This is a genomic window from Labrys monachus, from assembly GCF_030814655.1.
Classification (GTDB): domain Bacteria; phylum Pseudomonadota; class Alphaproteobacteria; order Rhizobiales; family Labraceae; genus Labrys; species Labrys monacha.
This window is the reverse complement of the sequence record NZ_JAUSVK010000001.1, coordinates 2,434,973-2,458,767: the sequence shown is the minus strand read 5'-3', so window position 1 is coordinate 2,458,767 and position 23,795 is coordinate 2,434,973. Positions and strand designations below refer to the sequence as shown.

Below are 23,795 nucleotides of genomic sequence, written 5' to 3'. Positions count from 1 at the left end.
CTGCAACTTCGAGCATGGCCGGGCTCGTCCCGGCCATCTCTGTTTGGAGCGCAGACGCCCTCTTCGCTCTTCCCATCCGCAGGAGCGGGTTCCGAGAGCGGGCGGGATGTCCGCGCTCCCAAGAAACGAAAGCAACGATGCCACGTCTCACCCCTTCTTCCTCCAAGGCTCCGTCGCAGCGGCAATTGCGCATCGCGGAACTGATCCGCCACGCCGTCGCCGAGACCCTGACGCGCGGTGAGATCATCGACGACGTGCTCACCCGCCACGTCATCACCGTCCCCGAAGTCAGGATGTCTCCCGATCTCAAGGTGGCGACCGTCTATGTCATGCCTCTGGGGGGACAGGACGGCGAAGCGGTCATCAAGGCGCTGGCGGCCAACGCCAAGTTCCTGCGCGGGCTGGTGGCCCGGCGTGTGGTCACGAAGTTCGTGCCGAATTTCCGCTTCCAGCTCGACACCACCTTCGACTACGCCGACAAGGTCGACGGCATCCTGCGCAAGGCCGAGGTCAGCCGCGACCTGGAGCAGAAATTGCCGAATTCGGAGCCCGACGAGGAATGAACGCTCCCCGCTCCACCAAGGTCGAGGTCGACGGCTGGGTCATCCTCGACAAGCCGGTCGGCATGACGTCGACCCAGGGCGTCGCCGTCGTCAAACGCATTTTCAACGCCAAGAAGGCCGGCCATGCCGGCACGCTCGACCCGCTCGCCTCCGGCCTGCTGCCGATCGCCCTCGGCGAAGCCACCAAGACCGTTCCCTATGTCATGGACGGGCGCAAGGTCTACCGCTTCACGGTGGCCTGGGGCGTGGAGACCAACACCGACGACACCGAGGGCGAGGCCGTCGCGACCTCCGACAAGCGGCCGGAACGCGGGGATATCGAGGCGCTCCTGCCCCGCTATACCGGCGTCATCAGCCAGGTGCCGCCCAAATTCTCGGCGATCAAGATCGATGGCGAGCGCGCCTACGACCTGGCCCGCGACGGCGAGGAGGTCGAGCTCGCCGCCCGCCAGATCGAGATCCACCGGCTCGTCATCGCCGCCTCTTCGCCCGACTCCACCACCTTCGAAGCCGAATGCGGCAAGGGCACCTATGTGCGCGCGCTCGCACGCGACCTCGGACGCGACCTCGGCTGCTACGGCCACGTCATCGACCTGCGCCGCGCCGTCGTCGGCACCTTCGACGAGGAAGACGCGGTGACGCCGGACGAGCTGCGGGCGATGAAGGACGGCCTCGACGGCTTCGCGCCGGTACAGAACGCCCTGCTGCCGGTCGAGACCGCCCTCGAGGCGCTGCCGACGCTGGCGGTGTCGCAGCATGACGCCAGCCGCCTCGCGCGGGGCCAGAGCGTGCTCCTGCGCGGACGCGACGCCCCGGTGTTCGAGGGGACGGCCGCGGTGATGTCCGGCGGCACGCTGATCGCGCTCGCGGAACTGGAGCGGGGCGAATTGATGCCGCGGCGAATCTTCAGGCTCGCGGCGCCGCGAGCCTGAGTCCTATCCCTCCCCGCCCCGCGCGAGGAACTGCCCCGCCGACAGAACGATGCTGTCGTCCTGTCCCCCCACCAGCTTCTCGTCCTTGTCCGGATAGGGCAGGTCCGCCAGCACCCGGCGGATCACCGCCAGCCGCGTCCGGCGCTTGTCGTTGCCCTTGACGATGGTCCAGGGCGCGTCGACGGTGTCGGTCTGCTCCAGCATGGTGTCGTAGGCCTGCGAATAGGGCTCCCATTTTTCGACGGCCTTGTAGTCCACCTCGGACAATTTCCACCGCTTCAGCGGATCGGCGCGACGGGCATGGAGGCGTTTGAGCTGCATGGCCTGACCGATGGTGAGGAAGAGCTTGAACAGACGTATGCCGTCACGCGCCAGCATGGCCTCGAAATGGGGCGCCTCATGCAGGAACTGCTTGGTCTGCTCGGGCTTGCAGAACCCCAGGACCGGCTCGACGCCGCCGCGGTTGTACCAGGAGCGGTCGAAGATGACGATCTCGCCGCGTGTCGGCATATGCGTGACGTAGCGCTGGAAATACCATTGTCCCAGCTCTGCCGGCGACGGCTTGGGCAGCGCGGCGATGCGCACGAGGCGCGAATTGAGGTGCTGGGTGAAACGGTGGATGGAACCGCCCTTGCCGGCGGCATCGCGTCCCTCGAACACGATCACCACCCGTTCCCCTTGCTCCTCGACCCAGGTCTGCGCCTTCTGGAGCTCGATCTGCAGGGCCAGGAGCTGCGCCTTGTAGAGGGAGCCCCCGAGCTTGCCGGCATGGGGATAGCCGCCGGAGGCGAAGGCGGCCCGCTCGATTTCGGGCGCGAGCTCGGCGTCGTCGATATGGAAGGCGGCGATCGCCGCCGCCAGACCGCTCCCTTCCTTCTTTCCTCCCCGCTGCTTTGTCTTCCCCTGCTTTGTCATGCCGCCCTCCCGCCTGTCGTCAAACTGTCGTCAATTTCACTACACTTCCGGTGAAGATATTTCCACGACGCGGCGGATGAACGGGTGCCGATCCTCCCTTCCATCGGCCGTCGGCCAAGGGGGGAAGCTGCTATGTCGATGGCGCTGGAACTTTCCCGCCTCTTGACGAAACAGGCAAGGCGCGGTGTAGCTGCGGGCGTGGGCTCGAACACGACCATTCTGCATCAGCTCTGGGCGCGCCGATGGCTGCTCCTGGCGTCGTCGCTCGTCCTGGCCAGCTTCGTGCTGTGGGACGGGGTCAGTCTGTGGCACGGGCTGGCGGGCTGGGCGATCATCGTGGGCATTGCCGGCCTGCTGCCGCAAGGCGGCGCGCATGACGACGGCTCGCTGCCGCCTCAGCCGGCGGACGGCCCCAAGCCTTCCTTCGAAGCGCTCGTCTCGGCCATACCGGACCCCGTCATCGTGCTCGACGCCAATCTCGCCGTCCGGCACTTCAACCGCCATGCCCGCGACCTGGTGCCCAATCTCAGGGTGTCGGAAGCGCTGACCTTCGCCCTGCGCGTCCCCGAGCTGATCGACGCCATCCGCCTCGCCACCGAAAGCGGCGCCAGCCGGCTGATCCAATATGCCGAACGCGTTCCCGTCGACCGCGCGGTCGAGGCGCAGATATCCACGATCGCCGGCGCCGCGGGAAAGACCGATTTCGTGGTGATCGTCCTGCGCGACGTCACCCAGCGCCAGCGGGTGGAGCAGATGCGCGTCGATTTCGTCGCCAATGCCAGCCATGAGCTGCGAACGCCCCTGGCCTCCCTGCTCGGCTTCGTCGAGACGCTGCAGGGCCCGGCCCGCAACGACGCGGCGGCGCGCGAGAAATTCCTCGACATCATGCGCGCGCAGGCCAACCGCATGTCGCGCCTCATCGACGACCTCCTGTCGCTCTCGCGCATCGAGCTCAACGCCCATGTCCGACCGGACAAGCCGATCGACCTCAACATCGTCGTCGGCCATGTCGCCGACACGCTGGCGCCGCTGGCGGAAGATCGGGGTGTGGCGCTGACGATCGACAAGCGCCTTCCCGCCCTGGAAGTCCTCGGCGAACGCGACGAGCTGATTCGGGTGTTCGAGAACCTCGTCGAGAACGCGATCAAATATGGTGCGTCCGGCGGCAAGGTCGAGATCACCCTGGAATCGCAGCCCCGCGCCCGCGGCAAGGGCGCCGAGGCGGTGGTGACGGTGCGCGACTACGGCCCCGGCATCGAGGCCGAGCACGTGCCTCGCCTGACCGAGCGTTTCTATCGCGTCGACGTGGCGAAATCACGCGAGAAGGGCGGCACAGGCCTCGGCCTGGCCATCGTCAAGCATATCGTGGCGCGCCATCGCGGCCGCCTGGTGATCGAAAGCGTACCGGGCGAGGGAGCCGCCTTCTCCGTCCGCATCGACCAGCTCGGATAAAGAACGCAACCTTAACGCGAATTAATGTTGCGACACCCCCGATCAAGCGGCTCGTCGCGCTGATGGGCCCTCGCGGGCAGGCATTTCCGGGCCGAAAGCACGGCCTCTCGCGCCCCCTGGGTCCAAGGCGGAGGTATTTTTCGTTACACGAAAGGGACAAAAACACCTAACCATATGATATTTATATACATTCCTTGTCATAAAACGATAGCCCTCTTGTCATAGAAGCGTTGCTGGCGACTTTTAGGAGTTGCCCGTAGGCAGGGCTTGCAATCGGAAGACGATTGGGGCGGCTGCTTTCACGATAACGGAGACATCCCGTGAAGCTTTCATTCCTTGCGCTGGCGGCTTCTGTCGCGCTTTCGAGCACGATCGCTGCGACCACCGCCTATGCTGCCGACATCACCGGTGCCGGCGGCACCTTCCCGGCCCCCGTCTACAATGCGTGGGCTTCCGAATACAAAGCCAAGACCGGCAACGCGGTGAACTATCAGGCGATCGGCTCGGGCGGCGGTCAGACGCAGATCACCAACCGTACCGTCGATTTCGGCGCTTCCGACGCCCCGATGGCGCCGGAGAAGCTCGTCTCCGCCAAGATCCTGCAGTTCCCCACGGTCGTCGGCGCCATCGTGCCGATCGTCAACCTGGACGGCATCTCCTCCGACCAGCTCCAACTCGACGGCGACCTCATCGCCCAGATCTATCTCGGCAAGATCACCAAGTGGAACGACCCGGCGATCGCCGCGCTCAACAAGGGCGTGACGCTGCCGGATCTCGACATCGCTCCCGTCTATCGTTCGGACGGATCGGGCACGACCTTCGTGTTCACCTCCTATCTGGCCGGCGTCAGCCCTGACTGGAAGTCCAATGTCGGCGCCGCCACCTCGGTGCAGTGGGCCGCGGGCTCGGGCGCCAAGGGCAATGACGGCGTCGCCGCCTCGGTCAAGAACACCAAGGGCGCCATCGGCTATGTCGAATACGCCTATGCCGCCGAAAACCACCTGACGACCACTGAACTGAAGAACAAGGCCGGCAAGGTCCTCAAGCCGAGCCTCGAGACCTTCAAGGCGGCCGCCGCCAAGGCCGACTGGAAGAACGCGAAGGATTTCGCCGTTTCCATGGTCAATGTCGACGGCGACAATTCCTGGCCGATCGTCTCCACCACCTTCATCCTGCTGCCGAAGGATCCCAAGGACGCGGCGAAGTCGGCTGCGGTCATGAAGTTCTTCGAATGGGCCTACAAGGACGGCGCTCCGGCCGCCGAGAAGCTCCATTACATCACGCTGCCGAAGGAAGTCGTGACCTCGATCCATTCCGCCTGGAAGGCCGAGGTCAAGGGTCCCGACGGCAAGCCCGTCCTCACCAACTAAGACATGTTCCGGCCTCCGGCGCCCAGGCGCCGGAGGCTCGTCGTTTCGCGGCAGGAAAATCACATGAGCGCCATTGCAGAGAGTTCGATGGACAGGGGTGCCGTCGCATCCGAAGTCGCCCGGGGCGCCCCCTCGCCCGGTGCGAGACATGTGCCTGGCGCAGGTCTCGACCCCATCTTCAAGGCAGCCCTCTATGGCTGCAGCGGCCTGATCCTGATCCTGCTGGCCTCGATCGTCGTGCTGCTGTTCTATGGCGGCTGGCCGGCCCTGTCGCATTTCGGCCCGAGCTTCTACTGGTCGACGGTGTGGAATCCGGTCACCGAGAATTTCGGCGCCGGCGTCATGATCTACGGCACGCTGTTCACCGGCATCCTGGCGCTGATCATCGCCATGCCGATGTCCTTCGGCATCGCCTTCTTCCTGACGGAGATCGCCCCGGTCAGCCTGCGCCGCCCGATCGGCATGGCGATCCAGCTTCTCGCCGCCGTGCCGTCCATCATCTTCGGCATGTGGGGCGTAGTGGTCGTGGTGCCGCTGATGGCCGCCTATGTCGAACCGCCGCTGATCGCGCTGTTCTCGCACATACCGGTGCTCACCTATCTCTTCAAGGGGCCGGCCAGCGGCCTCGGCATGCTCACCGCCGGCATCATCCTCGCCTTCATGGTGATCCCCTTCATCACCGCGATGTTCGTGGAGATCATCGAAGCCGTCCCGACGATGCTGAAGGAATCGGCCTATGGCGTGGGATGCACCACCTATGAGGTGTTCCGCAACGTCTCGGTGCCCTATGGGCGCACTGCCCTGGTCGGCGCCACCATGCTCGGCTTCGGCCGCGCGCTGGGCGAGACCATGGCCGTCACCTATGTGATCGGCAACGCCAACCGCATCTCGGCCTCGCTGTTCGCCTCCGGCTCGACCATCGCCTCGACCATCGCCAATGAATTCCCGGACGCACCGGCCGGCTCGCTGCGCAACCAGTCGCTGCTCGAACTCGGCTTCGTGCTCTTCGTGATCTCCTTCATCGTGCTCGCGATCTCCCGCCTGCTCGTTCGCACCGGCGTCAAATAGGACGAGAGGAAACATCATGGACCGCCTCGCACGCCGCCGTTCCGTCGACTACACGATGAAGGCCATATCCAGCGCCTTCGCCGTGATCTCGCTGATCGCGCTCGCCTGGATTCTGTTCACTCTGCTCCAGCGCGGCCTCCCCGCCTTGAGCAGCGATATCTTCACCAAGGCCATTTCCGACGGCGGCCTGCTCAACGCCATCGTCGGCAGCCTTCTGATGGTGGCCCTCGCTCTGGTGATCGGCGCGCCGATCGGCATCATGGCCGGCACCTATCTGGCCGAGGCCGGACGCGGCAGCCGCTTCGCCGCGGCGGTGCGCTTCATCAACGACATCCTGCTCTCGGCCCCCTCGATCCTGATCGGCCTGTTCGTCTACCAGATGGTGGTGGTGCCGACCGGCGGGTTCTCCGGCTGGTCGGGCGTCGTGGCGCTTGCCATCATCATCATGCCGGTCGTCGTCCGCACCACGGAGGACATGCTGTCGCTGGTGCCGATCGGCCTGCGCGAGGCCGCCTTCGCCCTGGGCGCGCCGATGTGGAAGGTGATCGTATCGGTGACGTGGCGGGCGGCCCGCACGGGCATCGTGACGGGCATCCTGCTCTCGCTGGCCCGCGCCGCCGGCGAGACCGCCCCGCTGCTCTTCACCGCCTTCGGCAACCCGAACCTGACATTCGATCTCGGCCAGGCTTTCCCAAGCCTTCCGGCCGCCATCAACCAGCTCGCCCAGGTGCCGGATCCGGCGCAGGTCTCGATCGCCTGGGCCGGCGCGCTCCTCATCACTGCCGGCGTCCTGGCCCTGAACATCATCACCCGCGTCGTGCTCGCCCCCAAGAAATGAGTGCTCCCATGTCCTCTTCTTCCAACGCCTCGATTGCGGTTGCCGACCGTCCCGCCCTCGATCCGAATGCAGCGATCAAGCTCAAGGTCGAAGCCCTCGACTTCTTCTACGGCGACAAGCATGCGCTCAAGGGCATCAATCTCGACATGGGCGAACGCCGTGTCACCGCCATGATCGGCCCGTCGGGTTGCGGCAAGTCGACCCTCCTGCGCGTCCTCAACCGGATGTATGATCTCTATCCGGGCCAGCGCGCCGAGGGAAAGGTGCTGCTCGACGGCCAGAACGTCATCGGCAAGGAAATCGACCCCGCCGTGCTGCGGGCGCGCATCGGCATGGTGTTCCAGAAGCCGACGCCCTTCCCGATGTCGATCTATGACAATATCGCCTTCGGCGTGCGCCTGCACGAGAGTATCGGCAAGGCCGATATGGACAAGCGCGTGGAGTGGTGCCTGACCAAGGCCGCCCTCTGGAACGAGGTCAAGGACCGGCTCAACACGTCGGCGCTCGGCCTGTCCGGCGGCCAGCAGCAGCGCCTGTGCATCGCCCGCACCATCGCGGTGAAGCCGGAAGTGGTCCTTCTTGACGAGCCGACCTCCGCCCTCGATCCGATCTCGACCGCCAAGATCGAAGAGCTGATCGACGAGTTGAAGCGGGATTTCACCATCGTCATCGTCACGCACAACATGCAGCAGGCCGCACGCTGCGCCGACGTGACGGCGTTCTTCTATCTCGGCAATCTCATCGAAGCCGGGCCGACCAACAAGATCTTCACCAGGCCCGACGACAGCCGCACGCAGGATTACATCACGGGCCGCTTCGGCTGACCGGCAACCGGCCGGGCCGGCGGGCCGCCGGCACCGACACACGACATTGGGAGAGCGGCATGTCCGACCACATCGTTACGTCCTTCGATCAGGAATTGCGGGAACTGCGCAACATGATCGCCGAAATGGGCGGCTATGCCGAAAAGAGCGTAGCCGACAGCGTCGAGGCCTTGCTCAAGCGGGACACCCTGCGGGCGCAGGCCGTGATCGAGCTCGATCTCAGCATCGACCGGCTGCAGCGTCAGGTCGAGGACCGCGCCATCCTCGTCATTGCCAAGCGCGGCCCCCTCGCCCTCGACCTGCGCGAGATCGTCTCGGCCCTGCGCGTGGCCAACGACCTCGAGCGCATCGGCGATCTCGGCAAGAACGTCGCCAAGCGCGTGGTCGCCATCAACGGCCACATGCAGCCGGTGCAGCTGTTCGGCGGCTTCGATCACATGGCCGATCTGGTGCTCGAGCAGCTCAAGCAGGTTCTCGACGCCTTCGCCCAGCGCAATGTCGAGGAGGCCCTGTCCGTCTGGCGCTCCGACGGCGAGATCGACGCGATGTACACCTCGCTCTTCCGCGAATTGCTGACCTACATGATGGAGGATCCGCGCAATATCGGCTTCTGCACCCATCTGCTGTTCTGCGCCAAGAACATCGAGCGGATCGGCGACCACGCCACCAACATCGCGGAAACCGTGCATTATCTCGTCACCGGCGAATCGCCGGCCGGCGAACGCCCGAAGAACGACACCAGCACCTCGCTGGTCGACCTGCCCATTCCCGTCAAGTGAAGGCGGGAGGCGGTAACCGGCCGCCGGCCGCCGGTCCCTCTTTCATCGCAAATCCCCTCCGGACGGCCGGGCGGCCCTCCGGAGCCAATGCTGGGGGAGGCCTATGCCTGCCAAGGTTCTGATCGTCGAAGACGAAGAAGCGTTGACGCTGCTGCTGCGCTACAATCTCGAAGCCGAGGGCTACGAGGTCGACAGCGTGGCGCGCGGCGACGAGGCGGAGATCCGCCTTCGCGAAAGCATCCCCGATCTGGTGCTGCTCGACTGGATGCTGCCGGGCCTGTCCGGCATCGAACTGTGCCGCCGCATCCGCATGCGCCCGGAGACGGAGCGGCTGCCGGTGATCATGCTCACGGCGCGCGGCGAAGAGACCGAGCGCGTCCGGGGGCTCGCCACCGGTGCCGACGACTATGTGGTGAAGCCCTTCTCGGTGCCCGAGCTGTCGGCCCGCGTCCGCGCCCTGCTGCGCCGCGCCAAGCCCGATCACGTCGCCTCGCTCCTGAAGGCTGGCGACATCTCCCTCGACCGCGAGACCAAGCGGGTCCATCGCGGCACGCGCGAGATCCGGCTCGGGCCGACCGAATTTCGCCTGCTCGAATTCCTGATGCAGGCGCCCGGCCGCGTCTTCGCCCGCGAGCAACTGCTCGACAGCGTATGGGGCCGTGACGTCTATATCGACGAGCGCACCGTCGACGTGCATGTCGGGCGCCTGCGCAAGGCGATGAACCGCACGCGCGAGATCGATCCCATCCGCACCGTCCGCGGCGCGGGCTATTCGTTCGACGAGACCTTTTCCAAGCAGAACTGATGGTGCGGCGCCCCGCGGGCGACAATCCGCGGGGCGTCGGCGATCACCGGTCGACTGGAAGGCCGGAGACCGGCCCTCCGTCGCACGCGCGGTGATCCCCCGGCGCCTTCAATAGGCGCTCGCCTTGTTGAGCTGCTCGATTTCCGCGCCGTTGAGGGACAGGGCGGTCGCGGCGATGAGATCGCCGAGCTGGGCGACGCTGGTGGCGCTGGCGATCGGCGCGACGAGGCCGGGCCGGGCGATCAGCCAGGCGATGGCGATCTGCGCGGGCGTCGCCCCCTTGGCCTTCGCCACGGCGTCGAGCGCGTCGAGGATGCGCAGGCCGCGCTCGTTGAGGTAGTCGGCCATGCCGCCGCCACGGGCCGCGCTCTTGGAGAAATCGGCTTCCGAGCGATATTTGCCCGACAGGAAGCCCTTGGCGAGCGAGAAATAGCTGGTCACGCCGATCTCGTTCTTGAGGCAGAACGGCTCCAGCTCGGCCTCGTAGCCGGCGCGGTCATAGAGATTGTAATGCGTCTGCAGGTTCTCGAACCGCGGCCAGCCTTCCTTGGCGCTGATCGCCAGCGCCTTGAACATCGTGTTGGCGCTGTGGTTGGAATTGCCGATCACCCTGACCTTGCCGGCCTTGACCAGATCGGCGTAGATGCCGAGCGTCTCTTCCAGCGGCGTCTCGGGATCCTCCCAATGGGAGAGATAGAGGTCGATATAGTCGGTCTGCAGGCGGCGCAGCGATGCCTCGACGGCGCTGGTGATATAGCTGCGGGACAGGCCCTTCTTGCCCGGGCCCATTTCCGAGCCGACCTTGGTGGTCAGCACGATCGCATCGCGGTTGCCGCGCTCCTTCATCCATTTGCCGATCACCGTCTCCGACTCGCCGCCCTGGTTGCCGGGGGCCCAGGCCGAATAGACGTCGGCGGTGTCGACGAGATTGAAGCCCGCATCGACGAAGGCATCGAGAACCGCGAACGAGGCCTTCTCGTCCGCGCTCCAGCCGAAGACGTTGCCGCCCAGCCCGAGCGGGGCCACCATCAGATCGGATCGTCCAATTGCACGCTTTTCCATCAATGCTCTCCGTAGTTCCAGGCAAACAGGTCGGGACGCGCAGTGCCGCCCCTGCCTCAGATCGCCGCGTAAATGACCGGATTGACCGTCAGATCGAGTAGCTCAGCGCCTGTTCGCCGAGAGCGGCCTGGCGCATTTCCTCGACGGAGGTGTTGTCGAGGAGATTGGAGGATATGTCGCGCACCTTCTGCATCAGCAGGCGCACCGTGCAGCTTGGAACATCCGGGCAGTCGGTGCAAGGCTGATAGGCGGTGCGGCTGGCGCAGGCGATCGGGGCGAGCGGCCCGTCCAGCACGCGGATGGCGTTGCCGACGCTGATCTGGCTGGCGTCGCGCGCCAGCATATAGCCGCCGCCCTTGCCCTTCTTGCTGCGGACGATCCCGGCGACCCGCAGCTCGCCGAGGATCGCGTCGAGGAATTTCTTGGGGATCTGGTTGGCTTCCGCGATCTCCTGGCTCTGCGCCGTCTCGCCGGTCGGCAGGCCGGCCAGATGCGCCAGAGCCTTGAGTCCGTATTTACCCTTGTTGGTCAGCATGGCCGCCCTGATATTCTCCGCCGCTGAAGGCGTCGCGGATCATCGGTTCAATATGGTATGAATATACGGATTGTCGAGCACCCATGCCTGCCTCACCCCTGCGGCGGCTCGGGCGAAAGGTCCTCGTATAAAGCCTGCGCCTCCGCCGCCGGGCCGCGCCGCCCGCCCAGTTCGAGCACGCGATAGACGCGCACGGTGCGTTCGAGGGCGATCGTCAGCACGTCGCCCGCCTTCACCGTCTTGGCGGGCGAATCGGTCTTGGTCCCGTTGATGCGGACATAGCCGTCCGCCACCAGTTTCGCGGCCGATGTGCGCGTCTTGGCGACGCGCACACGCCAGAGCCATTTGTCGATCCGAAGACGATCCTGGCTCGTGGACGTCATGCGCTACTTCTTGTCCGGCCTGCCATTCTGCATCTGCTCCTTGAGAGCCAGCAGCTTGGCGAAGGGCGAATTGGGGTCCGGCGCACGATTGTCGCGCCCCTGCGGCTTGGCGTCGCTCGACCAGTTGCGCGGGCGGTCGCCGCCCCGATCGCCGCGGTCGCGGTCCGGGCGATCGTGACGCTGCCCCCGATCGGGCCGGGCGTCGCTCCCCGGCCGGTCCTGGCCGTTGCGCCGGCCGCCGCCGCCTTCGGGACGGGGCCCGCGAGCTTCGATCCCCCGGCGCTCTTCCCGCGGCGCCTCGCCGGCGGGCGGGCGCGCACCGGCCTCGGCGCTGACGCGTTCGTCGCGGCGCGGCCGGTCGAAGCGGCGCGGCCGATCGTCCCGCCGTGCCTCGCCGCCTTCCGCCGCCGGGGCGGCGGCCGGGCCGGACGGCGCACCGGCAGGCGGCTGGCCGCGGCGGAACCCGCCACCCGGCCTTCTCTCCGGCTCACGCTCGGCACCGCCCTGCGCGCCGGCATTGGCGCCGCGGCCGCCATGATGCTGGCGCCCGTGCTGCGGTCGCGGGCCGCGCTCGAAGCGCGCCGGACGCCAGACGTCGATCTCCGGTATTTCCTCGGCCACCGGCTCGGCAGCGACGGCCTCGCCATCGGCGGCGACGGCCTCGCCATCGGCGGCGGCAGCCTCACCATCGGCAGCGACAGCCTCGCCATCGGCGGCGACGGCCTCACCATCGGCGGCAACGGCCTCGCCATCGGCGGCGGCCTCCTGCCCCGCGGCGGCTTCCGCCGCCGGCTCGCCGGGCGTTTGGCCGGCGTCCTCCCGGACGGTCTCTTCCGCGGGTGCCTCGGCGGGAACCTCTCCCTCGCCGGCATCCGGCGCCGCGTCTGCGGCCGGTTCAGCCTCGACGGCGGGCGTATCCCCGACGGCTTCGGTCGCCTCCTCCCAGGACATCACATGCGGCGGCGAAGCCACTACTTCCATCGCATCGATCTCGGCTGCGGTCGGCGCGACCGTCTCCTCGGCGGAAGCGGCCTCCGCCGGCGGCTCGCCGGCATCCTGTTCGTCCGTCGCGGAGGACGGCGCCTCGCTGGCGGCGACGATGGGCTCCATCGGCGCGGGAAGGCGAATGGGCTGGGTGATCGCCGGCCCCTTGCGCTTTTCCGAGCGATAGCCGAGCCCGCGCAGGATGGAAGCGAAGTCCTCGCCGGAACAGCCGACCAGCGACGTCATCTGCACGGTGGCGAGGAAGCCGTCGCCATCGGCGGTGCCGACCGGCGGCTGGCCGACCGTCACGCCCGGGCGATAGGCGATCGCCGGCCGGATCAGGTCGGCGAGGCGTTCCAGGATGTCGACGCGCACCGCCCTCTCGCCGCAGACGCGGTAGCCGACGAGGCGATAGAGGGTCTTGTCGATCGACTTGTCGGCCGGCATCGAGGTGCGGCCCGAGGCGGCGAGATGGGGGATCTCGTCGAGGCCCTTGAGGTCGAGCCCGCCATGGGTCAGCGCCCAGAGCTGGGCCGCCAGGGTGCGCGGCGCCGGCTTCATCAGCGCCGGCAGATAGATATGATAGGCGCCGAAGCGCACGCCGTGCTTGCGCAGCGAGGCGCGCTGGTTCTGGTCGAGCTGCTTGAGGTCCTCGGCAACCCTGGCGCGGTCCAGCACGCCGAGCGCCTCCACGAGCTGGAAGGCGATGCCCTTCGCCAGCCCCTGCAGGTCTTCGGCCTTGTCCAGCGCCATCAGCGGCCCGAGGAGCCGGGTTATGTGGTTGCCGATCCAGATGTCGAGGCGGGTCTGCACCGCGTCGCGGGCGGCGCCCGTCAGCTGCTCGTCGGCGAGCAGGCGGATCCGCGGCGCCAGCGGCTTGTCGCCGCCGACCAGCTTGGCGACGGGTTCCCCGATCCAGCGGACGGTGCCGTCGCTGGCCAGGGCGAATTCCGTGTCCGGCGCCTGGGAGAACTTCTGCGAGCGCGACTCGATCTCGCCGGCCAAGGCCTTCGACGCCGCTGCCCGCAGGGCCCTGCCGCTTTCCCCATCACCGGCGGTCGGATCGGGAGCGAACTGGAAGCCCTGCAGCGTTCCGACGTGCTGACCTTCGACGATCACGTCACCGGTTTTGGTAATTTCAGTCTCAAGCATAGCGTTTTCTCTAAGGCGCCGCATCAGCACGCTGGTGCGACGGTCAACGAAGCGTTGGGCGAGCCGTTCGTGCAGGGCGTCGGAGAGCTTGTCTTCGACACTGCGTGTCACGCCTTGCCAATGAGCGGGGTCTTTCAGCCAGTCAAGCCGATTTGCCGCGAAAGTCCAGGTTCGGATGTGGGCGATACGGGTCGAGAGCGTATCGATGTCGCCATCCGTCCGATCCGACATGGCGACCTGACGGGCGAACCAGTCATCCGGGACCTTACTATCCCGCATCAAAAATCCATAGAGGTTCGTGACGATATCGGCATGCGCATGGGGCGAAATTTTGCGGTAATCCGGCAGCTGGGCGACTTCCCACAGCCGGGTGACGGCGGCGATGCCCCGTGCGAGCCGCCTCGTCTCCTCGTCGCGCGTGAGGATCGAGAGGACGCGGATGTCGTCGGCGTCCGGCGCGCGGGTCAGGCCGGGCTCCTCCGGCGTCGCCGCCAGGCTGCGCTGCAGGGTTTCCATCGAGGAGAAGTCGAGCGCCGGATTGCGCCATTGCAGAACCTTGACGCTGTCGAAGCTGTGGCTCTCGATCGCCTCGACGAGGTCCGGCTCGAAGCCGTCGCAGCGCCCGGTGGTGCCGAAGGTGCCGTCCCGCACGTGGCGGCCGGCCCGGCCGGCGATCTGGCCGAACTCGGACGGCGTCAGGCGGCGGAACTGGTAGCCGTCGAATTTGCGGTCGCCGGCGAAGGCGATGTGGTCGACGTCGAGGTTGAGCCCCATGCCGATGGCGTCGGTGGCGACCATGAAGTCGACGTCGCCGTTCTGGTACATGGCGACCTGGGCGTTGCGCGTGCGCGGCGACAGCGCCCCCAGCACCACGGCGGCGCCGCCGCGCTGGCGCCGGATCAGCTCGGCGATGGCATAGACCTCCTCGGACGAGAAGGCGACGATCGCCGTGCGCCGCGGCAGGCGCGTGAGCTTCTTCTCGCCGGCGAAGAAGAGCTGCGACAGGCGTGGGCGGGAGACGACGTTGACGCCGGGAATGAGCCTCTCGACGATCGGCTTCATGGTGGCCGAGCCGAGCAGCAGCGTCTCGGCCGAGCCGCGCCGGTTGAGGATGCGGTCGGTGAAGACATGGCCGCGCTCGAGGTCGGCCGCGATCTGGATCTCGTCGAGCGCCACGAAGGGCACGTCGAGATCGCGCGGCATGGCCTCGGCCGTCGCCACCCAGTAGCGCGCCCGGTCGGGCTTGATCTTTTCCTCGCCGGTGACCAGCGCCACGAATTCGGCGCCGACCCGCGCCACCAGCTTGCCGTAGACCTCGCGCGCCAGCAGGCGCAGCGGCAAGCCGATGATGCCGGCGCCGTGGCCGAGCAATCTCTCGATCGCCAGATGGGTCTTTCCGGTATTGGTCGGTCCCAGCACCGCCGTCACGCCGCGAGCGCGCATCGGAGGGGGCAGTATGGAAGGCAGCGTCAATGGCGTTTTCTCGGGCGCTTTCTCGGCGATCGTCGCGGGCTTCGTGTCTGCGTTCCCGAACAGGCCGGGCCGCCCGGCCGGGGAACATCATGCGGATCTTCGCCGGACACCCCGCCCCGCGACCTCAAGGAAAGGCCCGCCGGCACGGCCTCGCCTTCTCGCTGGTACCAGACGCCGGGGCGCCTGTCTCGCAATGAAGCATGATATGGCGCCTGGGGGCGCAGAAATTAACCCCTCGAACGAGAATTGAACGGAGCGTGGCCGAATCGGCGCTCGCCCCATCTTCGCGCTCCGTTCTCCCGGCTGCTGCGCAGGGCCTTGGCGGCGGAGGCTCGGCGCATGGCCCCCTTGCAGGCTCGGGACTTCCTGCGGAAAGGCCGCGAGGGGCAGGGTCAGGACTGCCCTGCTCGACCAGGGCCTGTCGTCTCGCTTGCCGCCCTGCCATTCCCTCCCCGCAAGGGAGAGGGAAGGCGGCACGCGTCGCGTTCGTATCGTAAGCTCAACGCATAGGAGACCGGCTGGTTATTGGCGGATGATGCGCCGGTCGCCATGCATCGGGCCGCCGCGACGGTCGTCGCGGTGCCAGCCGCCATGCCAGCCCCGGTCGTGACGATAGCCGTCACCACGCCAGCCGCCGCCATAATAGGCCCGCGGGCGGCGGTCAGGCACGCAGCGCCCCCACGGATTGGGATGACGGCCCGGGCCGCAGCCCCAGCGGACATCCTGAACGAGGGCGTGGCCGCCCTGCTGCGGCGCGGCGGCAGGCATGGCGGAGGACGCTTCGGCCGTCACAAGCAAGCCTGTCGCAGCGAAGAGCACGGCGCAGGCCAGTCGGAATGGGGAGTTCATGTCATATCCTTCTCGAACGCCGATGCCGGAGACCGCCCGGACCGGCGCCCTTGCAGACCTGCCGGCCAATCGTGCTTCCCTCAAGCCGCGGCGCGGAGGTTTGTTCCCTCCCACCCCGCGGTCCCGTTATGGGGCGGCAGGCGGCGCAGCGCGCTCCCCTATCTTAATACCGCGAACGTGGAGGGAACGAAACGCGCCCGAATCGGAAGCCGGCCTCCTCGATCCGTCCGGACGCGGCCGGCGGCGGCGCCGTCCCGAAATGACACGCACCGGGATACCGTCGGCAAAGACCTCGAACGCGGCCGGAACGAAGGGCGCCCGAATCGGCTTTCGCGTTGCGATCCTGCTTTGTTCCGGAACAGCGACGAGCGCGCGCGACGGGGCTCAGGGCTTCTTGTCGATCCTGAGCAGCCGGCCCCTGACCTCGGCCAGTTCGACCGAGATGCGCTTCACCCGCGCCCGCAGGACGGCGGCGACGCGCAGGGCGTTGTCGGGATATTCCTCGAGGGTCCGGCGGAAGATCTGGCGCGACAGGCGCAGCAGCGTCGTCGCCTCGCGGGCGACCGCCGTCGCCGGACGCCTCGTCTCGGTGAACAGCGCCATTTCGCCGATCAGGCCACCGGGCCCGATGACGGCGAGGACGAAATCGTTGTCGATCAGCGCGACGGAGCCGGTCGCCACCACGAAGCTGTATTCGGACAGGTCATCCTTGCGGAACAGCGTATCGCCGGTGCGCAGGTTCCGCATCTCGGACGAGAAGGCGAGCAGGCGAAGGGCATCGCGGTCCATGTCGCGGAACAGGGCGACACGCGACAGCAGAGCCATATCGTCTTCGAGCGCCATTCAAGGCCCTTATGGATTGGCCCGGCCCGCATCGAACGACGATCAGGGTACGAGCTTGTAACCGCCGCCCTCCGTGACGAGAAGCGTGGCGTTGGAAGGATCCCGCTCGATCTTCTGGCGTAAACGATAAATATGCGTTTCCAACGTGTGGGTGGTGACACCTGAATTATAGCCCCAGACCTCCTGGAGCAGCACATCGCGCTGCACCGCCTTCTGGCCGGAGCGGTAGAGATAGCGCAGGATCGAGGTTTCCTTCTCCGTCAGGCGCACCTTCGAGCCCTTCTCCGTCAGCAGCAGCTTGGAGGCCGGCTTGAACACGAAGGGGCCGATGTTGAAGACGGCGTCCTCGCTGGTCTCGTGCTGGCGCAGATGGGCGCGCACCCGGGCGAGCAGCACCGCGAAGCGGAAGGGCTTGACGATATAGTCGTTGGCGCCCGCCTCCAGGCCCAGGATGGTGTCGGCATCCGAATCGTGGCCGGTCAGCATGATGATCGGCGATTTGAAGCCGTTCTTGCGCAGGAGCTTGACAGCCTCGCGGCCGTCCATGTCGGGCAGGCCGACATCCATGATGATGAGGTCGAGATGGTCGCCCTTCGCCGCCTGGACGGCTCGGCTGGCCGATTCAGCCTGCACGATCTCGAATTCGTCATAGAGCGCCAACTGCTCCGCGAGAGCCTGGCGAAGCTCGTTTTCGTCGTCGACGATCAGAATTTTGCGACTGCCGGACATGACAATCCCCAAAGGCAAGGAAAAACGAAAGGAATATACGAGACGGGACGCTTTGCGAGCAGCAGCACGTAGACCATTATGGAAGCATGCGCCATGATTTGTGAGATGCGCGCCGGCGCTTTCGACAGGGAAATTGCCGATTTTGAAGCGGAATATCAGTCTAATTCGCGTTCACGCCGGCCCCGGCGACAGAACGAAGGGGCGGTTGAGCGCCGGAAGCGTCTCCTTCGCCTGCGTGCTCGGGCGCGGCGGCATCCTCGCCGCCAAGCGGGAGGGCGACGGCGGCACCCCCCGCGGCCGCCTGCCGCTGCGATGCCTGCTGCAGCGGACCGACCGGGGGCGGCGCATCCCGAGCCTGCTGCCCTTCCGCGCCATCCGCCCCGAGGACGCCTGGTGCGACGACGTCGCCGACCGGCGCTACAACCGGCTGATCCGGCGCGCGCCCGGCGAGCCCGCCGAGGAGCGCCTGATGCGGGCGGACCGGCTCTACGACATCGTGGTGCCGCTCGGCTGGAATGACGGCCCGATCGTCAGGGGGCGCGGCAGCGCCATCTTCTGGCACGTCGCCCGCGGCAACGGCGCGCCCACCGCCGGCTGCGTCGCCGTGGCGCCCGAGGTGTTCCGCAAGGTGCTGCCGCGGCTGTCGCGGCACGCGGTGATGGTGATCGGGTAGCGGGATGAGGTGAAGCCCCCCGGGACCGCAGGCTTCCAGCCCATAAGCGCTAACTTTAGATTGTTAAACGTGACGTTTGGGCCTTCCCTCCCCCTTGCGGGGAGGGAATAGAAGGGTGGGGATCAGGACAACAATCTCATCGGTCGAGACTATGTCTCGCCCCCCATCCCTTACCCCCCGACATTTCCGCAGGAAATGCGGAGTCCGCAAGGGGGAAGGGAGACCCGAGCGTTGCACCCGTCTAAGTTAAGTGAGCGCCTATGGGCTTCCAGCCTGCATCTTCCGAAGCGTCGAGGTTCCAAGAGCAGGCTGGAAGCCTGCGGTCCCAGCAAGGCCCCTCACCGCGTGCCGAAGATGGCGCTGCCCACCCGCACATGGGTGGCGCCAAGCTCGATGGCCGTCTCGAAATCGCCGGACATGCCCATCGAGAGCAGCGCCAGGCCGTTGCGCGCGGCGATCTTGGCCAGCAGGGCGAAATGCGGCCCGGGTGACTGGTCGGCCGGCGGGATGCACATCAGGCCCCTTATGTCGAGGCCGTGCTCGTCCCGGCAGGCGGCGATGAAGGCGTCGGCCTCCTGCGGCGCGACGCCGGCCTTCTGCGCCTCCTCGCCGGTGTTGACCTGCACGAACAGCAGCGGCGCCCGCCTTTGCCGCGCGATCTCCTTGGCCAGCGCCTGGGCGATCGAGGGGCGGTCGACGGTGTGGATCGCATCGAACAGGGCCACCGCCTCCTTCGCCTTGTTGGACTGCAGCGGCCCGATCAGATGGAGCTCGACATCCGGATGGCTCTCCCTCAGCCCCGGCCATTTGCCCTGCGCCTCCTGCACCCGGTTCTCGCCGAACACGCGCTGGCCGGCCGCCAGCACCGGCTCGATCGCCTCCGGCCCGAAGGTCTTGGACACGGCGACCAGCGTCACCGAGCCGGGCGGGCGCAGCGCGTCGGCCTCGGCGCGGGCGATGGCATGGCGGATATCGGCAAGGCGGGAGGGGGCATCGGACGGGGCAGCGGACATGGCGGGCCTTCCTGGACAAATCACGGTCGCGGCCCCACCTGCGAAGGCCGGCCGGCAGCGTTGTCTATCAGAACCACGCCCCGGCGTGATAGAAGCCGGAACGCCCGCTTCGGGAAAACGGCTCGGCATCAGGAGACCGCAACGATGATCCATTCCATGGCTGCCCGGGGCGCCGCGTCCCTCCTCCTGCTCACCGGGCTCGCCGGCGCGCCCGCCGCCGCGCTCGACCTCGGCCCCCGCATCGTGCCGGTGAAGATCCTCGGCCTCCAACTGCCGATCCCGCTCACCGTCTCGCTCGACATGCATACCGAGGCCGACCGCGTGGCGGTCGACCTCAAGGCCACCGGCAACCTCGCCGCGCTGCAGGCGCATGCGCTGGAGATCGCCCGCCGCCTTCCCCTGCCCGAGGACACCTGCCGCCACAAGGGCGTCAATCTGGTGATCAACTCCATCGACGACGCCCATATCGGCGCCGTCGGCGACACCGCGGTGATCGACATGTCCGGCCACGCCACCGCCTGGGCCTGCGCCAAGGTGCTGGGCGCCAAGGTCAAGACCAAGCTCGTCGCCGACACCGTCTCGATCACCCTGCCGGTGGAACTCTACACGCCGACGCCCCGCCAGGTCGCCCTGCGCGTCAAGGGCGAGGCGACCATCCGCACCGGCAATCCCGACACCCAGGAGGCCGCCGCCGCCATCCTCGGCGACCTCAACGCCCGCCTGACGGCCGCCATCGCCAAGGCCCTCGATTCGGAGAAGGCGCAGGCCGCGGTGCCCGACATCCCCGGCCTCGACGTGACCATCGACAAGGCCGTCTTCGCCGAGGACCATGGCGACCTGCATGTGAACGCCCATGTCGAGGGCCAGGCGACGAGCGAGGCGGTGAACGGGCTGCTGGAGATGATGAGCAAGAAGGGCGGCTGAGGCCTATTCGCCGGAAAGCGCGGCGAAAAGGCCCGGCCGGGGACGGGCGGCAGCGCCCATAAGCGCCGACGTCAGGCCGTCAAACGCGACGCTTGGGCCGCCCTCCCCCTTGCGGGGAGGGAATAGAAGGGTGGGGGTCGAGACAACGATCTCATCGGTGGAGACTTGTGTCTCGCCCCCCATCCCTACCCCCCGACATTTCCGCAGGAAATGCGGAGCCCGCAAGGCGGAAGGGAGACCCTGGCGTCGCATTCGTCACCGTTAAGTGAGCGCCTATGGCGCCGGCGCTTGTGCTGCGGCGAGATGCGGCACCGGGCCGGAACGCCTCGACAGGATCGACGGCTTGCCCCACAGTCGCACCGGTAACTCATCGACCGGGAGGAGCGGACATGGCCGAGCAGGGACCCTGGGAATCGTTTGTCGACGGCCTCGGAAGCGACACGGAATTCGCGCCGGCTGCCTCGGAAGCCGAGATCGCCGCCGCCGAGAAGGCGCTCGGCGTGCGCTTTCCGGCCGAGCTGCGTTCTCTGCTGCTCGAAGGCGACGGCCTTCAGGACGAGGACGGCGCCGGCGCCATCTGGTCCGCCGAGGACATCGCCGAGCAGAACCTGTCCTTCCGCCGCGAGGAAGGGTTCCGCGAACTCTACATGCCCTTCGACAATCTGCTGTTCTTCGCCGATGACGGCACCGGCGACCAGTTCGCCTTCGGCATCACCGCGGACGGCAAGATCGGCAAGAGCGACATCTATCGCTGGGACCACGAAACCGACGGCCGCGAATGGTTCGCCGGCGACCTCAGGCAGTATTTGGAGTTTCGGCTGGATCCTTCTTATTACGAAGAGGAGGAGGAGTGAGGGGGGCTTGAGAGGGGGGAGGCCGAGGGCACAAGCCCGCCGCCTCGACATGTGCATCGACCGCGCCGCCCTAGCCGGGGATGACGGCCTCTTGAGGGCGGAACGTAGAGATGCCGGCGCTCCACCCATACGCGGCCATTGGACAAATTACTTGATGCGGACGTCGCCAGCACGACGCTGAAGGTGGCGGTTGCGCCAGTTGCAGACATTGGCTTGGCGCTCAGCAGCGGACCTTATTGAAACGGCGCACCGCTATCGCTCCCGCCCCGCAGCGGGCATTTGATGGACCCGGCTCTTTCAGTTCACCCAGCGGTCGATCTTCACCCCTTGCGTGACGCCGAACCGCGGGCTATAAACTGAACCAAATGGTTCAGTTTTCGACAGATCGCCTTGATTCCTCCTTTGCAGCGCTCTCGGACGCCACTCGACGCGGCGTTCTGGAGCAACTGGGGAGCGGAGATGCTTCGATCACGGAGCTCGCCGAGAAGTTCCACATGACCCTCACCGGCATGAAGAAGCATGTCGGCGTCTTGGAGCAGGCGGGGCTGGTTACGACGCAAAAGGTCGGGCGCGTGCGGACCTGCAGGCTCGGCCTGCGCGGGCTCGGTGAAGAGGCGGCCTGGATCGAAGGCCGCCGCCAGATCTGGAACGCACGCTTCGACGCGCTGGACGATGTCGTCGAGGCCTTGATACGGAAGGAGAAAGCCGATGGGCGACAGAGCGAGTAACGGCCGCACGGCGGTCGAACGGAGGTCCGAGCGCGAACTCGTCGTGACGCGAACCTTCAACGGCGCGGTTCGCCTCGTATTCGACGCATGGACCAAGCCCGAATTGTTCAAGCTATGGTGGGCGCCGAAGTCGAGCGGCGTGCCTCTGCTGTCCTGCGAAATGGACGTCCGCACCGGGGGGAGCTATCGCATCGCATTCGGACACGATGCCTCGAAGTCCATGGCCTTCTTCGGCAAGTATCTCGAAGTGTCGCCGCCCTCGCGCCTCGTCTGGACCAATGACGAGGGCGAAGACGGAGCCGTCACCACGGTGACCTTCGAGGACGTGGACGGCAGGACGCGGCTGGTCCTGCAAGAACTCTATCCTTCGAAGGAAGCGCTCGACCAGGCTTTCGTCGGCATGGAAGACGCGATGCCCGAGCAGTTCGAGCAGTTGGATGAACTTCTCGTCACCCTGGGCGCGAGCGTGTGACAGCCCCGCCTTGAACGCAATCGGCCTTGAGTCGAACAGGGACGAACCAGGGGAATTGGCGCAGCGTGACCGCTTCCTGAAATCCGCTGTTCGAGGCCGGTTTGATTTTCGCTTTCCACCCAGACCGGCTGGAGGAGGCAGGCATTGTTTTCGCTACGGGAGAGAGCGTGTATGAGCCGATGGTCTGTGAGAGTAGCAGCGATCATGCGACGACCATCGATACTAAATTAAACCTTTCAGCTGTCAAGTGGACAGCAGCGCCGCAACTGAAATCGCCGCGATTGATTATGGATCGACACGAGTTACGACACTATCGACCGCCGTAAGGCCAACATTCAACTGGCTTCTGTTCACCTTCACTTCCGGGTCATTGTGGACCGAATAGTAGTCCTGCCGCATTTTGGAGAGCGGCGTCCCATGATGGGCTGCCACAACCCCAGCCGTATTGAAGTCACGCAGCTCTCCTACATACATAGCGAGAAACTCATCTCGGTTTGAAGCTTGGTGAGCTCGCGGTGAGAATCTATTTGGATTAAGCTTATATTCCGAATATAGCTGATCTGCGGTTGCTTCCGAGAATGCCGCGAAAGCGGCTGCAGCCCCCTTAAATTGTGTGAACCTGTTTCCAATTGCCATATGAACTTGAGGAATCTGCATGCCTCTTTGTGCGGCTTTTGCAGCAAAGGTATAGTTTCCGAAGAATGGGTGCGGTGGATTAGTACCGTGCAGCAGCGCGAATAATGCTTTAACTGCAACCCGTGATGAGTCGTCAGCATTTACTGGAACAAGTATCCGGCTAGCCCCACAGATTGCCAATTCCGTATAGATTGCAAATGATGGATTAGTGTCAAAAAAAACTGTCCACTGCTGATCAAGACCATCAACCATGCGCTTGAAAATCTGATGGACCCATGCCCAGGGGTCGGCAAGGCCAGGAAACGGAGTTCGGCTCGCTTCGTCGTTGATCGCTGGCGCCATCAATTCGAGATTACCATCTCCACTCAGAAGGTATAAATTAGCCGATATTTTGTCATTGATAGCAGACACTTGAACAGAATATCTAGAGAGTACAGGTGTAGATCTATTAAGTATCGCGTCACTTAGATATCCAACTACACTCTTCGGCGTCGCCAACGAACAAAGCTGCAAAAGCTCACTTTCGCCCGCGACACCACCACCAAGCAACAACATAGAACTATTTGCTTGGGGACACATGTCCACGACTAGAACGTTACGACGCGGGTGTAGCTCCGCAAAACGAGACGCTATATGAAATGTTATGGTACTTTTTCCCGTTCCGCCTTTGTTGTTCCAAATTGCGTATGCTTGCATCGCACCAACTCCCAGAATTTATTTATCTCGCCGAATCTTAGAAAATTCAGAGCAGCGCATCTTATGTAAATCCGCGAGAGAAGAAAGACCATACCTGATGACGTGAGAGCAAGGTGTCGAATCGCCGGGACGGGCGGAGCAAGGCCGCCATGTTGCCGCAAAAGAGGTTCGATCAATGCGAATGGCAGCGATCGGCGCTCAAACGTGAGCTTACCGCCCACTCTCCGCATCATTCCGACAGTG

General features: G+C 65.9%; 24 protein-coding genes. 14 read left to right on the top strand and 10 right to left on the bottom strand.

All coding sequences use genetic code 11. The features are described from left to right. Window positions 1-137 precede the first annotated feature (137 nt). Both rbfA and truB read left to right on the top strand, forming a co-directional pair. Window positions 138-563, top strand: a complete 426-nt coding sequence (rbfA, locus tag J3R73_RS11095; RefSeq protein ID WP_307426328.1) for a 30S ribosome-binding factor RbfA — start codon at window positions 138-140, stop codon at window positions 561-563. Continuing rightward, on the top strand, window positions 560-1,495 hold the full coding sequence (truB, locus tag J3R73_RS11090) for a tRNA pseudouridine(55) synthase TruB (RefSeq protein WP_307426325.1): 936 nt from the start codon (window positions 560-562) through the stop codon (window positions 1,493-1,495). The genes rbfA and truB overlap by 4 nt, the downstream gene beginning before the upstream one ends. A 3-nt stretch (window positions 1,496-1,498) precedes the next feature. Here truB and ppk2 read toward each other — a convergent pair whose 3' ends face one another. Next, a complete protein-coding gene (gene ppk2 / locus J3R73_RS11085) occupies window positions 1,499-2,410 on the bottom strand; it encodes a polyphosphate kinase 2 (RefSeq protein ID WP_307426322.1) in 912 nt (303 codons plus the stop codon). Between the two features lie 198 nt (window positions 2,411-2,608). Here ppk2 and J3R73_RS11080 point away from each other — a divergent pair, with 198 nt between their 5' ends. The 7 genes from J3R73_RS11080 to phoB all read left to right on the top strand — a co-directional run bounded on the left by J3R73_RS11080 (window position 2,609) and on the right by phoB (window position 9,546). Continuing rightward, a complete protein-coding gene (locus tag J3R73_RS11080) occupies window positions 2,609-3,862 on the top strand; it encodes an ATP-binding protein (protein ID WP_307426320.1) in 1,254 nt (417 codons plus the stop codon). Window positions 3,863-4,182: 320 nt separating this feature from the next. Next, the gene (gene pstS / locus J3R73_RS11075; protein WP_307426318.1) at window positions 4,183-5,232 is read left to right on the top strand and encodes a phosphate ABC transporter substrate-binding protein PstS; all 1,050 of its coding nucleotides are present in this window, start codon (window positions 4,183-4,185) and stop codon (window positions 5,230-5,232) included. Window positions 5,233-5,319: 87 nt separating this feature from the next. After that, window positions 5,320-6,300: a phosphate ABC transporter permease subunit PstC gene (gene pstC / locus J3R73_RS11070; RefSeq protein ID WP_442358289.1), complete on the top strand. Its 981-nt coding sequence runs from the start codon at window positions 5,320-5,322 to the stop codon at window positions 6,298-6,300. 16 nt (window positions 6,301-6,316) lie between these two features. Beyond that, a complete protein-coding gene (pstA, locus tag J3R73_RS11065; RefSeq protein ID WP_307426314.1) occupies window positions 6,317-7,138 on the top strand; it encodes a phosphate ABC transporter permease PstA in 822 nt (273 codons plus the stop codon). Window positions 7,139-7,146: 8 nt separating this feature from the next. Beyond that, window positions 7,147-7,962, top strand: coding sequence for a phosphate ABC transporter ATP-binding protein PstB (gene pstB / locus J3R73_RS11060; protein WP_307426310.1), 816 nt, complete (start codon window positions 7,147-7,149; stop codon window positions 7,960-7,962). Between the two features lie 59 nt (window positions 7,963-8,021). Then, window positions 8,022-8,741 (top strand): phosphate signaling complex protein PhoU, encoded by a 720-nt coding sequence (gene phoU / locus J3R73_RS11055; protein WP_307426307.1) that lies wholly within the window; start codon window positions 8,022-8,024, stop codon window positions 8,739-8,741. 103 nt (window positions 8,742-8,844) lie between these two features. Continuing rightward, window positions 8,845-9,546, top strand: a complete 702-nt coding sequence (phoB, locus tag J3R73_RS11050) for a phosphate regulon transcriptional regulator PhoB (RefSeq protein ID WP_307426306.1) — start codon at window positions 8,845-8,847, stop codon at window positions 9,544-9,546. A gap of 108 nt (window positions 9,547-9,654) precedes the next feature. On the opposite strand, the gene J3R73_RS11045 is transcribed toward phoB, so the two are convergent. The 7 genes from J3R73_RS11045 to J3R73_RS11015 all read right to left on the bottom strand — a co-directional run bounded on the left by J3R73_RS11045 (window position 9,655) and on the right by J3R73_RS11015 (window position 17,556). Beyond that, complete coding sequence (locus tag J3R73_RS11045; protein ID WP_307426303.1) at window positions 9,655-10,608, bottom strand: aldo/keto reductase; 954 nt, start codon at window positions 10,606-10,608, stop codon at window positions 9,655-9,657. 88 nt (window positions 10,609-10,696) lie between these two features. Next, on the bottom strand, window positions 10,697-11,143 hold the full coding sequence (locus J3R73_RS11040; RefSeq protein WP_307426300.1) for an RrF2 family transcriptional regulator: 447 nt from the start codon (window positions 11,141-11,143) through the stop codon (window positions 10,697-10,699). Between the two features lie 92 nt (window positions 11,144-11,235). Next, window positions 11,236-11,526: an RNA-binding S4 domain-containing protein gene (locus J3R73_RS11035; protein ID WP_307426297.1), complete on the bottom strand. Its 291-nt coding sequence runs from the start codon at window positions 11,524-11,526 to the stop codon at window positions 11,236-11,238. 3 nt (window positions 11,527-11,529) lie between these two features. Continuing rightward, window positions 11,530-15,105 carry a DEAD/DEAH box helicase gene (locus J3R73_RS11030; protein WP_307437273.1) on the bottom strand — a complete coding sequence of 1,192 codons (3,576 nt, stop codon included), beginning with the start codon at window positions 15,103-15,105 and terminating at the stop codon, window positions 11,530-11,532. Between the two features lie 552 nt (window positions 15,106-15,657). After that, window positions 15,658-15,984 (bottom strand): GCG_CRPN prefix-to-repeats domain-containing protein, encoded by a 327-nt coding sequence (locus J3R73_RS11025; RefSeq protein ID WP_307426295.1) that lies wholly within the window; start codon window positions 15,982-15,984, stop codon window positions 15,658-15,660. Between the two features lie 384 nt (window positions 15,985-16,368). Then, window positions 16,369-16,827, bottom strand: coding sequence for a cyclic nucleotide-binding domain-containing protein (locus tag J3R73_RS11020; protein WP_307426293.1), 459 nt, complete (start codon window positions 16,825-16,827; stop codon window positions 16,369-16,371). 42 nt (window positions 16,828-16,869) lie between these two features. Beyond that, complete coding sequence (locus J3R73_RS11015; protein ID WP_307426290.1) at window positions 16,870-17,556, bottom strand: response regulator transcription factor; 687 nt, start codon at window positions 17,554-17,556, stop codon at window positions 16,870-16,872. Between the two features lie 205 nt (window positions 17,557-17,761). Here J3R73_RS11015 and J3R73_RS11010 point away from each other — a divergent pair, with 205 nt between their 5' ends. Beyond that, entirely contained in the window at window positions 17,762-18,229 is a 468-nt protein-coding gene (locus J3R73_RS11010) for a L,D-transpeptidase family protein (protein WP_307426288.1), read from the top strand. A gap of 338 nt (window positions 18,230-18,567) precedes the next feature. Here J3R73_RS11010 and J3R73_RS11005 read toward each other — a convergent pair whose 3' ends face one another. Beyond that, entirely contained in the window at window positions 18,568-19,242 is a 675-nt protein-coding gene (locus tag J3R73_RS11005) for a YggS family pyridoxal phosphate-dependent enzyme (protein WP_307426285.1), read from the bottom strand. Window positions 19,243-19,386: 144 nt separating this feature from the next. On the opposite strand from J3R73_RS11005, the gene J3R73_RS11000 reads away from it, so the two are divergent. The 4 genes from J3R73_RS11000 to J3R73_RS10985 all read left to right on the top strand — a co-directional run bounded on the left by J3R73_RS11000 (window position 19,387) and on the right by J3R73_RS10985 (window position 22,220). Continuing rightward, window positions 19,387-20,166 (top strand): hypothetical protein, encoded by a 780-nt coding sequence (locus tag J3R73_RS11000; protein ID WP_307426283.1) that lies wholly within the window; start codon window positions 19,387-19,389, stop codon window positions 20,164-20,166. Window positions 20,167-20,555: 389 nt separating this feature from the next. Then, on the top strand, window positions 20,556-21,020 hold the full coding sequence (locus J3R73_RS10995) for an SMI1/KNR4 family protein (protein ID WP_307426280.1): 465 nt from the start codon (window positions 20,556-20,558) through the stop codon (window positions 21,018-21,020). A gap of 365 nt (window positions 21,021-21,385) precedes the next feature. Further along, window positions 21,386-21,748 (top strand): ArsR/SmtB family transcription factor, encoded by a 363-nt coding sequence (locus tag J3R73_RS10990; protein ID WP_307426278.1) that lies wholly within the window; start codon window positions 21,386-21,388, stop codon window positions 21,746-21,748. After that, on the top strand, window positions 21,729-22,220 hold the full coding sequence (locus J3R73_RS10985) for an SRPBCC family protein (protein ID WP_307426275.1): 492 nt from the start codon (window positions 21,729-21,731) through the stop codon (window positions 22,218-22,220). Before J3R73_RS10990 ends, J3R73_RS10985 begins: the two co-directional genes overlap by 20 nt. Before the next feature lie 285 nt (window positions 22,221-22,505). Here the strand turns inward: J3R73_RS10985 and J3R73_RS10980 are convergent, their stop codons facing one another. Beyond that, window positions 22,506-23,552: a ParA family protein gene (locus J3R73_RS10980; RefSeq protein ID WP_307426272.1), complete on the bottom strand. Its 1,047-nt coding sequence runs from the start codon at window positions 23,550-23,552 to the stop codon at window positions 22,506-22,508. Window positions 23,553-23,795 lie beyond the last annotated feature (243 nt).